This is a genomic window from Vibrio sp. 10N.247.311.49 (genome assembly GCF_041467655.1).
Lineage (GTDB): Bacteria > Pseudomonadota > Gammaproteobacteria > Enterobacterales > Vibrionaceae > Vibrio > Vibrio crassostreae_C.
The window spans coordinates 115,254-125,246 of the sequence record NZ_JBFSVA010000001.1; the positions used below are offsets into that span (position 1 = coordinate 115,254).

Here is a 9,993-nt window from a genome sequence, read left to right on the forward strand (position 1 = left end):
GACTTTACATGCTTTACTCCGATTATTACCCAGCTGTACAAGATTCTTCTGACAAACCTTTGCTTGTTTTCTTACATGGTTTACTCGGAAGCGGGGATGATTGGAGTGCATGTCATCCATTCCTCGAGGATTTTCCTCTCCTTTGCATAGATTTACCCGGACACGGACAAAGTCGCTTTATCGATCCGGTAGGGTTTGATCATTGCTGTAAGAAAATTGTCCAGTGCATCACATCCCAACTGGCTCTCAACGATCTTCCTGCCGATTATCCTATCGTGGTGATTGGGTATTCTATGGGCGGAAGGCTTGCCATGTATGGGGTGACAAGCCCTTGCTTTGAGGCACTCAACCTAGAGAAAGTCATCATTGAAGGTGGCAACTTTGGCTTGGAATGTGATGAAGAAAGAGCACAAAGGTTAGTACACGATACGCAATGGGCTGTTCGCTTTGCACAGCAGTCGATTGAAGATGTTTTAGACGATTGGTATCAACAAAGCGTCTTTTCTTCACTAAATCATGAGCAAAGACAAACTTTGGTCATAAAGCGTAGTGGTAACCTTGGAGTATCCGTAGCAAATATGTTGTTATCTACTTCGTTAGCTAAGCAACCGGATTTACGTGCCACATTGAAATCTCATGAGCATTTATTGCATTATGTATGTGGAGAAAAAGATCGTAAATTCATGGAGCTAGCTGAGAATAGTGGCTTTGAATATAGTCAGGTGGATTACGCGGGTCATAATGTTCATTTTGAGCAACCAGAGATGTTTTCAAATCTGATCATCCAATGTATCGCCAGTCGTTGATGAACTGACTGAGCGAACCTCTCGTATCAAGCGCTATAGAAAGCAGAGCAACACCGTCGCGACTCTACGCTAGTCGCGCTCTCTAATAGAACAATGGGAATCATCATGGCTAAAACAGTAGGCATCACAGAAGAAGAACTTTACGCAGCCGTTAACTGGCGCGATGAAAGCAGTCAATATGAAGATATTCAATACCACAAGTCTGATGACGGTATTGCGAAAATCACGATTGCTCGCCCTCAAGTGCACAATGCGTTCCGTCCACAAACCGTAAAAGAGATGATCAATGCACTGGCTGATGCTCGTTATGACGAGAAAGTTGGCGTAATCATTTTGACTGGTCTTGGTGAGAAGGCGTTCTGTTCTGGTGGTGACCAAAGTATCCGTGGTGACTACGGCGGTTACCAAGATGACTCAGGTACGCACCACTTGAATGTACTTGATTTCCAACGTCAAATTCGTACTTGTCCAAAACCAGTTATCGCAGCGGTATCGGGTTGGGCAGTCGGTGGCGGTCATGTACTTCACATGATGGCAGACCTTACTATTGCAGCTGAAAACGCGCAGTTCGGTCAGACGGGTCCTAAAGTGGGTTCTTTCGATGGCGGTTGGGGTGCTTCTTACATGGCTCGTATCGTTGGTCAAAAGAAAGCACGTGAAATCTGGTTCTTGTGCCGCTTCTACGATGCACAAGAAGCACTGGACATGGGCCTTGTAAACACCGTTGTTCCTGTTGCTGACCTAGAAAAAGAGACAGTTCGTTGGTGTCGTGAAGTGCTTCAACACAGCCCAATGGCACTGCGTTGCTTGAAAGCGGCACTGAACGCTGACTGTGATGGTCAAGCAGGCTTACAAGAGTTGGCTGGTAACGCAACCATGATGTTCTACATGACAGAGGAAGGCCAAGAAGGCCGCAACGCATTCAACGAGAAACGTCGACCGGACTTCGACAAGTTCCCGCGTAATCCATAGTCTTTCTCCTCTTCAAAATGAGTCGCTAATAGCGGCTCGTTTTGTTTTGATGTTCCCCGTTTTTTAGGAAACTTTATGAACTCAGTGAATTCTCAGCGTCACGCTAAACTTTACCGTTATCAATTACCTATGGATAGTGGTGTGGTTCTTCGTGACAATAAGTTGAACGAACGTGTTGGCTATATCATCCAACTTGAGTGTGATGGTAAAACTGGTTTTGGCGAAGTTGCGCCTTTGCCCGGTTTTAGCCAAGAAGATGCCGAACAAGCTGGCATTCAGCTTCAACACGAATTAGAGCTTTGGAGCCACAATAAGCCTCAAACGCCTTTCGACGAGCTGTATCCTTCTGTCGCGTTTGGCTTTTCAATGGCGATGATGGAATTGCGAGGCGATCTTAACGCTCAAGGTAACTACCAAGCGGCGCCTTTGTGTACAGGCGATCCAGATGAACTGATTCCTGTATTGAATGAGATGGTAGGCGAGAAGGTCGCGAAAGTGAAAGTCGGCCTCTACGAAGCGATTCGCGATGGCATGTTGGTTAGCTTATTCCTTGAGTCGATCCCTGATTTGACTCTAAGACTTGATGCCAACCGTGCGTGGAAGCCAGAGAAAGCGAAGCAATTCATTAAATACATTTCGCCGTCAATGCGCCAGCGTATAAGCTTTATCGAAGAGCCTTGCCAAAAGCCAGAAGACAGTTTGGCCTTTGCCATTGACCATGGTGTGGCGATTGCGTGGGACGAGACACTGCAAGAAGCGGTGCGCAGCCCGGAATTTGATCTTAGCGACCTTACTGGTGTTAAAGCAGTCGTGATCAAGCCAACTCTTATTGGTTCTGTCGAGCGTTGCGTGGCAATCATTGAGCGAGCACAGAAGCTTGGAATGAAACCTGTATTGAGCTCAAGCATTGAGTCGAGCCTAGGTCTGACTCAGATTGCTCGTCTGGCGCAGCAATATTTGCCAAATGAAGTGCCGGGGTTGGATACGATTGGCTTGTTCAAGCAGCAGCTAGAGGTTTCTTGGCCGGGCTGTCAGTTGCCTGTCTCTACGCTTGAAAAGCAACAATTGATTTGGTCTTCTTAGACCGAGCTATTTGAATGGCTATTTAGTTAGCTTAACAAGTTCTTAATCTATTTTTGGTTATCATATGATGCGCCCACAATCTAATCATCCCCCGCTCTGGGTAAAGTGGGCGCAGCAAAACCCACTTCAACCAGCGTTAGTGACCACTCACCGCACTTATACTTGGCAGCAAGTGTTTGTGTTGGTTAGTGAGTACCAACAACAGCTATCTCATCAAGGCCTATCTGAAGGTGATGTACTGACGATTGTTGGTAAGAATCAAGCTGAAGTGATCCCTGTTTATCTTGCCGCACTCAATTTGGGTGTGGTTTGTGCGTTTACGATGCCTCAGCCTAGTTTACGCCTGAAGCAAAAGCTCGATTCCTTATATCAAGCAGATCAACAGAGCTACCTTTGGCTCTTGGGCAATAGCGGAATAGAGCAATCAGAGACTGCCGGTTTGAATACTCAGTTGGTGACCTTGCCTTGCCTAAGTGAACTGAAGTTTGATGGTGATGATGAGCAGATAACGACACCTCAAGAATCCAATTTCAATCCGCAAAATCTAGCGAGCATCGTATTCACTTCAGGTTCTACCGGAAACCCAAAAGCGGTCGCTCATACACTTGAGCAGCACCTATGCTCTGCGTCAGGGCTGCTTGAGGTGTTTCGTTATCAACAAGGTGACACGTGGTTACTGAGTTTACCTATGTACCATGTGTCGGGGCTGGCGATAGTTCATCGTTGGTTGGCGGCTGGTGGTTGCATCAAAATAGGCACAGGTCAGCTTGAAACCGATATAGAAGAATGCAGTCATGCTTCATTGGTCTCTACTCAACTACATCGATTGTTAAAGAGTAAGCAAGCACTTACTTTAACGCATGTACTTTTGGGTGGTAGTCATATACCAGAAGCACTTGGGCTCGAAGCTCAACAAATGGGCATCGAAACATGGCTTGGATACGGCATGACTGAAGCGGCTTCAACCGTGACCGCGAAGCCCGTTGATGCCGGCAGCACCGCCGGTTTTGTCCTTAACCATCGCCAGCTAAAAATTGAAGAACAACGTATCTTTATTGGTGGCGAGACGCTCGCGTCCGGGTATTACTATCAAGGTAACTTAACGCCATTAGTTGATAAGAGCGGTTGGTTTGATAGCAAAGATCTTGGTGAGTGGCTTGGCGAACAAGTGTCGATTATTGGCCGTGCCGACAACCAGTTTATTTCTGGTGGTGAGAACATTCATTGCGAAGAAATTGAGCGAGTACTTAACCAGCTGCCCGAAGTTAAGCAAGCCTTTATTGTGCCCATAGAAGACAGCGAATTTGGTTTTAGACCAGTAGCTATTGTGGACTGTGATGAAGTTCTAACCAAAGAATGGTTTGCAGAGCAGCTACAAGGAAGCCTAGAGCGATTTAAGTTCCCTATTGAGTATTACCGCATGCCTCAACAAGAACAGTTAGGTATTAAGGTATCGAGAGCGGGATTAGCGCAGTGGTTGTTGCAACACCGGCGCTCTAACTAATTGAGTCGGAGGTTTTTTGTTCACTTGGCCTGCAGTTAGTTAATTTAGCAATTAGATAGTTCAAAACAGAATTTATTATCTTTATAACCATCCATCATAATAAGCCATATAAATAACGGATTATAGAATAAGGTCTTATTATGAAAATTGCCCTCACCATTGCGGTTTTACTGCAGATAGGCCAAGCAATCATCTCGTCAGGGTTGACTCGTTCGTTGGCTGAGCTCACCGCATTTGTGTTGGTTGTGGTACTTGTTTTAATGAAAAGAGAGAGCAAGAAGAGTGATAAGCCCCTGTTTGATTCGTGATTGTTACAACAAAGAATACCCTTACCACAAACGATAAAGGCAAAGCCCATTGGAGCTTTGCCTTTTTGTTTTGTTGCTCGCTAACTTGAGTGTCTAGTTCACCGAACAAACATCTAAAGCGTTTCTATGCGGGCTAAGCGAGAGTTAACCACGCCAATGAACCCGTTGAGATCATGACCCACATTGTAATACCAAACATCAGTGGTTTCGGCCCTGCCGCTTTTAACTTCTCAACTGAAATACCACAGCCAATTAAGAACAAACACACGACCAGTGCTCGCTTAGACACATCAAAGATTCCTTGATAGACCATCTCAAATTGTGGCAGTAAGTCACTCACCGCGATAGCGGCGCAATAGAAGAAAATGAAGTAGGGAACCGTAATCTTCTTTTGATCGTTCTTGAAGATCATCGCACTAATTAAAGCGATTGGGATGATCCAAAGTGCGCGAGCGAGCTTCAATGTTGTCGCTGTCGTCAGTGCTTCTTCGCCATACGCTGAAGCTGCACCTACTACAGAAGACGTATCGTGAATCGCTATCGCTGCCCAAGTACCAAATGTTTGTTGGCTGAGCTCAAGCGCGTGACCAATCATCGGGAATAAGAATAGAGCAACCGAGTTCAACACGAATACGGTGGCTAATGCCAAGCCAATCTGTTCATCGTCTGCTTTGATCGCGGGTGCCACTGCTGCTATCGCGCTACCACCACAAATCGCGGTACCAGAAGATATAAGATAGCCCGTAGTGCGGTCTAGCCCCATTTGTTTCGCCAAGAACCAACCAATGACTAATGTACCGATAATCGTCGTTACAATGAGCCCAATACCATCGCCTGTTACTGCTAATGCTTTTTCAAACTGAATACCAAAACCCAAGCCAACAATAGAGTAGGCCAGTAGCTTTTTGGTAAGCTTGCCGACTTCCAAGTGTTCAGGGACTAATCCTAAACTAGCAAGCAGGAAACCGATAACCAGGGCTGTCGGTGAGCTAACCCAAGGCGTTAAGCAAAACAGTGCAGCAAGATAAAATGGAACGGACTTTTTTAGGTTCATTGTATTTAGAGTCTTGTTTTGTTGTGGCGTTATTGTGATGAGACCACTATACGTTCAATAAAATGATAAGTAAGTCTAAATGAATTGAACAAACGTTAAGGAAAACTTAACGCTTGTTCAACTGATATGAATAAAGGGCTGGTTAACTAGCGTAATGATCCGCGAAGGTCAGAGACTGACTGTCGAAGCGTTTCACAAGAGGCTTGTTTAGGTGAAATCGGCTCGCCAGCTTCTATCTCTAGCTTAGTCCAGAAGCGAGTGGGTAACCCTTTGCAGGCACGGCCTTTGTAACGACTAAAGTAGCTACCCCATAATCCTTTAAGAGCCATAGGAATCACTGGGACAGGGGAACGTTTGATGATCAGCTCCATACCACGCATGAACTCAGCCATTTCGCCATCAGAGGTGAGCTTTCCTTCTGGGAAAATACACACGATGTGACCTTCATGCAGGGCACGCTCTACTTCTTTGAAAGCGTTTCGAATCGAGTTGCGGTTGGTCGCGGAGATTGGAATCACCCCAGCTCTTTTCAAGAAGCGTCGAATTGGCGGCAACTTGGTGTAATCCTCTTCCATCACAAAACGGATCAAGCGAGGGCAAACCGCACTCAGCAGCAGTGCATCCATATAACTCACATGGTTGCAGACAATCAACGCACCGCCCTTTTCTGGCAGGTGATGTAAGTTCTTATGTTTAACTCTGTACATGGTGTGAGTGACCACCCACGTAAAGAAGCGGAAAGCGTAGATAGGCACCTGATAAAATAGGTACAGCATCACCAAAGTGTTGCCCACTGCGAGCAAGATAAACAGCTGCGGAATTGAAAGCTCTAGAACACTAAGGCAAACAATACCTAATACCGCACTTCCCACCATGAACAGTGAGTTGTAGATATTGAGCCCGGCAATCACTTGGGCACGCTCGTCGGGCTTGGCACGTAACTGCATCAGTGAATACAGAGGAACAATAAAGACACCGCCAGAGATACCCAGAAGCAGAAGGTAAGCAAACAGTGGCCACAGCTCTGAGTAGGTTACGAATTGATGGAAAGAACTAAAGTCAGGCAAAGACTCCGGGATGGATATCGCCATCAGAAGACCGAAGATCGAGATACCTAAGCTGCCCATTGGCACGATGCCGATTTCAATTCGGTGATTAGATAACTTATCACAAGCTAAAGAGCCGATTGCAATGCCTACCGAGAATAGTGCCAGTAAAAAGGCGACGGAGCTTTCAGTGCCGTTTAGATGCAGTTTAGTGAAGTTGGGAAACTGAGTTAGGTAAGCCGCACCAAGGAACCAGAACCAGCTGATAGACATCAGAGCTTGAAAGGTCGGGCGATCTTTTTTTGCAATCGCCAGTGTCGCGCGGGTCAGTTTTACAGGTTGCCACTTTACTTTAAGGTCTGGTGCATTACTTGGCGCTTGTGGGATAAACCAGCTTGATACATAGCCAAGCACGGCGAACGAAACAATACACACCGCAGCAATGAGCTTTGCGCCTTCTTCAGATGCAATGATGCCTGCGCCGAGAGTACCAATCAGGATCGCTAAGAATGTACCTGTCTCGACGAGAGCGTTACCAGATACCAGTTCTTTTGTTTCTAATTGTTGTGGAAGCAGGGCGTATTTCACCGGGCCAAAGAAAGCACTCTGCGTTCCCATAAGGAACAGGAGCAGAAGTAATATTCCGTAGCTTTCGTAGATGAATCCGATCGCACCCAGTGACATGATCACTACTTCGAGGAGCTTAACTTTACGGATAAACCACGATTTTTCGTATTTGTCGGCCAGTACACCAGCCAAAGCTGAAAATAGGAAGAAGGGCAGAATAAAAAGGCCAGCGGCCAAATTAATGAATAGATTGCTGGAAATAGGCAGCGTGTCTACGCTTGCGAAAGCAACAAACAGTAACAGGACATTTTTGAATATGTTGTCGTTAAAGGCTCCTAGAAATTGGGTAATAAAGTAGGGTAGGAACCTTTTTTGCGTTAACAGCGAAGATTGGCTGCTGTTGTTCATTGTCTTTCCTTGGATGATTACCAGTTGGTTAAGTAGTTTGAGACTAGGTTATTGATCAGCTCTTTACCATCAATAGGCTCAGAGGCGAAAAATTTATCATCAACGCTAAGTAGAGTAATTCCGTGTACTCCAGACCATAATACACGGCTGGCTTTAACGACTTCGCTTTTCGTATGTTCAGGAGCAATCGCTACTAGCAACTGTTCTAGCATGCCTGTCATTCTATCGATGCGGTTCGATTGCCATTCAGGAAGGTTTTCACCGTTCATGTTGTGCTCAAAGATAAGCTGCCAACGGTGAGGGTGTCTCTGTGCAAAATCGTGGTAGCAGTAGGCAAGGTTGAATAGAGCTTGTTGAGGGTTGCTCGATTGTTCAACAGTTGCAGCGGATTCTGACGCCAGTTCATCTAATGTTTGAGCGACCACATGCAAAAGCAGTAGGTTGTAATTACCAAATACATTTACTAAGGTACTTGGAACGTAACCAATCATATTGGCGATTTTACGTAGACTTAGCTCGTGATAAGAGTGCTCTTCTAAGAAGTCGGTTACCGTTTTTAAGGTTAATTGCACTAATTGTTCGCGAGTATGATCGTTTCGTCTTGCCATGGGTACTTTCTATTAAATGAACATCGTTCAATATTTTAATGCTGCCCCAGAGTGCCGTCAATCCCTTCGCTAGTTTAGTAATCAATTAATAGCCGCAATATTATGATACATGTGTAAACACGGTGAATATTTCATTGTTCTTTGTTAACGAGTATGATTAAGGTGTCGAAAGATAAAAAACCTATAAAGGATAATAATGAAACGATTTTTCTCACTAGTCGCGATCCTGTTGGTAACAGTCGCGGTGACGCCAATCGCGGAAGCGAAAAAGTTTGGTGGTGGTAAGTCATTTGGCAAAAGCTTTAAAACGGCTCCAGCACCAAAACAACAAAACACGAATTCGATCCGTCAAGATCAAACAGGTAAGAACACAGCAGCTAACTCTAGCAAGAAAGGCCTTATGGGCGGTCTGCTAGGTGGTTTACTTGCTGGTGGTCTTTTAGCTGCATTCTTTGGTGGCGCATTTGAAGGTATCCAGTTCATGGATATTCTGATTATGGGTCTGATTGCTTTCCTAGCGTTTAAATTCCTACGCGGAATGTTGGGCGCGAAGCAGGGCTCAATGAATCAGCAGAATGCACGTGGCCAACAGCCAGCATTCGGCGGCATGGGTCAGAACAAGTTTGAACAACCTAAGCAACAACCAAATGTTCATAACTTCGAGCAAACACAACCTCAATCACAAGGCGCTGCTGGTGGTTTCGGTTTTGGTGCACAAAGCGATGTTCCACATAACTACCCACCGGGCTTTGATCAAGCGGCATTCATCAATGGTTCTCGTGAGCACTACCGTACACTGCAAGGTGCATGGAATCACAACGAGCTAAACACGATTGAAGAATACGTATCTCCAAGCCTATTTGAAGACCTAAAAGCTGAGCGTAATAAGCTAGACGGTGATCAGCACACAGACGTAATGTACGTTGATGCTGAAATCGTTCGCGCAGACCACGATGGTAGCAAAGCACAGCTAAGCCTTCAGTTTAGCGGTCGTTACCGTGACACTGCGGATGGCGTTGAAGAAGATATCACTGATATCTGGCATCTAGAGCGTGACCTAACAACTAACAATGCACCATGGTTAATTGTTGGTATTCAAGGTTAATTCCAGGATTTAACTCAACATCAATAGGATGTAGTTATTCGGAATAACACCAAATAATAGAAAGCCCCTGCTGAGAAATCAGCAGGGGCTTTTTTGCGTCTAATGATATGTATCTTAGTTAAAGATTGGATTAACCTGAGACTAACTAACTAACTGATTTTATTTGGATGTAATGAGTAATGACAAAGTTCTTTGAACCCGTATTGGAGCCTGAGGTTACTTTGCAGCAGAAACAGATAATTGCGAACGAATGCGAAGAACATATATCGACCCATTGTTTAGGCTGCGCTGCTTATCTGGCTTGTGAGCGTCATGCAGAAGTATGGGATCACTGATGTTTGAATGGGCTAGATCGCTTAGTTATTTGTAGGAGCGGGTTAGTGTTTAGGAAGTTGAGGGTTGTTTTAGAAGACACGTTTAGTAAGAGATAAAGCTCAGAAACGAAAAAAGCCAACTCAATGAGTTGGCTTTTCGATTTTCCAATTAAGGAGAATATGGTGGAGGGAGACGGATTCGAACCATCGAAGGCAGT

Annotated in this window: 9 protein-coding genes and 1 tRNA gene (1 of these 10 cut by a window edge); 6 read left to right on the forward strand and 4 right to left on the reverse strand. The window is 45.2% G+C overall.

The annotated features are described in order from the left end of the window. Nucleotides 1-8: 8 nt before the first annotated feature. The 5 genes from menH to AB6E54_RS00495 all read left to right on the forward strand — a co-directional run bounded on the left by menH (nt 9) and on the right by AB6E54_RS00495 (nt 4,673). Complete coding sequence (menH, locus tag AB6E54_RS00475; RefSeq protein ID WP_102393523.1) at nt 9-806, forward strand: 2-succinyl-6-hydroxy-2,4-cyclohexadiene-1-carboxylate synthase; 798 nt, start codon at nt 9-11, stop codon at nt 804-806. Nucleotides 807-911: 105 nt separating this feature from the next. Continuing rightward, nucleotides 912-1,778, forward strand: coding sequence for a 1,4-dihydroxy-2-naphthoyl-CoA synthase (gene menB, locus AB6E54_RS00480; protein ID WP_017064079.1), 867 nt, complete (start codon nt 912-914; stop codon nt 1,776-1,778). Nucleotides 1,779-1,853: 75 nt separating this feature from the next. Further along, nucleotides 1,854-2,861, forward strand: a complete 1,008-nt coding sequence (gene menC / locus AB6E54_RS00485) for an o-succinylbenzoate synthase (RefSeq protein WP_017060171.1) — start codon at nt 1,854-1,856, stop codon at nt 2,859-2,861. Between the two features lie 64 nt (nt 2,862-2,925). Beyond that, on the forward strand, nt 2,926-4,365 hold the full coding sequence (menE, locus tag AB6E54_RS00490; RefSeq protein WP_372106562.1) for an o-succinylbenzoate--CoA ligase: 1,440 nt from the start codon (nt 2,926-2,928) through the stop codon (nt 4,363-4,365). Between the two features lie 140 nt (nt 4,366-4,505). Next, nucleotides 4,506-4,673 (forward strand): hypothetical protein, encoded by a 168-nt coding sequence (locus AB6E54_RS00495; RefSeq protein WP_017060175.1) that lies wholly within the window; start codon nt 4,506-4,508, stop codon nt 4,671-4,673. Between the two features lie 133 nt (nt 4,674-4,806). Here the strand turns inward: AB6E54_RS00495 and AB6E54_RS00500 are convergent, their stop codons facing one another. The 3 genes from AB6E54_RS00500 to AB6E54_RS00510 all read right to left on the reverse strand — a co-directional run bounded on the left by AB6E54_RS00500 (nt 4,807) and on the right by AB6E54_RS00510 (nt 8,356). Continuing rightward, complete coding sequence (locus AB6E54_RS00500) at nt 4,807-5,727, reverse strand: YeiH family protein (protein WP_017060176.1); 921 nt, start codon at nt 5,725-5,727, stop codon at nt 4,807-4,809. 146 nt (nt 5,728-5,873) lie between these two features. Next, nucleotides 5,874-7,748 carry an MFS transporter gene (locus AB6E54_RS00505; RefSeq protein ID WP_102332809.1) on the reverse strand — a complete coding sequence of 625 codons (1,875 nt, stop codon included), beginning with the start codon at nt 7,746-7,748 and terminating at the stop codon, nt 5,874-5,876. A 17-nt stretch (nt 7,749-7,765) separates the two neighbouring features. Beyond that, nucleotides 7,766-8,356, reverse strand: coding sequence for a TetR/AcrR family transcriptional regulator (locus AB6E54_RS00510; protein WP_048613073.1), 591 nt, complete (start codon nt 8,354-8,356; stop codon nt 7,766-7,768). A 196-nt stretch (nt 8,357-8,552) separates the two neighbouring features. On the opposite strand from AB6E54_RS00510, the gene AB6E54_RS00515 reads away from it, so the two are divergent. Further along, entirely contained in the window at nt 8,553-9,461 is a 909-nt protein-coding gene (locus tag AB6E54_RS00515; RefSeq protein WP_017068945.1) for a Tim44 domain-containing protein, read from the forward strand. 495 nt (nt 9,462-9,956) lie between these two features. On the opposite strand, the gene AB6E54_RS00520 is transcribed toward AB6E54_RS00515, so the two are convergent. Then, a tRNA-Tyr gene (locus tag AB6E54_RS00520) sits at nt 9,957-9,993 on the reverse strand (it continues 148 nt past the right edge of the window).

What these genes read in the sequence shown, in the direction of transcription:
- menH (WP_102393523.1), top strand. Translation starts at nt 9, where the DNA reads ATGCTTTACTCCGATTATTACCCAGCTGTACAAGATTCTTCTGACAAA.
- menB (WP_017064079.1), top strand. Translation starts at nt 912, where the DNA reads ATGGCTAAAACAGTAGGCATCACAGAAGAAGAACTTTACGCAGCCGTT.
- menC (WP_017060171.1), top strand. Translation starts at nt 1,854, where the DNA reads ATGAACTCAGTGAATTCTCAGCGTCACGCTAAACTTTACCGTTATCAA.
- menE (WP_372106562.1), top strand. Translation starts at nt 2,926, where the DNA reads ATGATGCGCCCACAATCTAATCATCCCCCGCTCTGGGTAAAGTGGGCG.
- AB6E54_RS00495 (WP_017060175.1), top strand. Translation starts at nt 4,506, where the DNA reads ATGAAAATTGCCCTCACCATTGCGGTTTTACTGCAGATAGGCCAAGCA.
- AB6E54_RS00500 (WP_017060176.1), bottom strand. Translation starts at nt 5,727, where the DNA reads ATGAACCTAAAAAAGTCCGTTCCATTTTATCTTGCTGCACTGTTTTGC.
- AB6E54_RS00505 (WP_102332809.1), bottom strand. Translation starts at nt 7,748, where the DNA reads ATGAACAACAGCAGCCAATCTTCGCTGTTAACGCAAAAAAGGTTCCTA.
- AB6E54_RS00510 (WP_048613073.1), bottom strand. Translation starts at nt 8,356, where the DNA reads ATGGCAAGACGAAACGATCATACTCGCGAACAATTAGTGCAATTAACC.
- AB6E54_RS00515 (WP_017068945.1), top strand. Translation starts at nt 8,553, where the DNA reads ATGAAACGATTTTTCTCACTAGTCGCGATCCTGTTGGTAACAGTCGCG.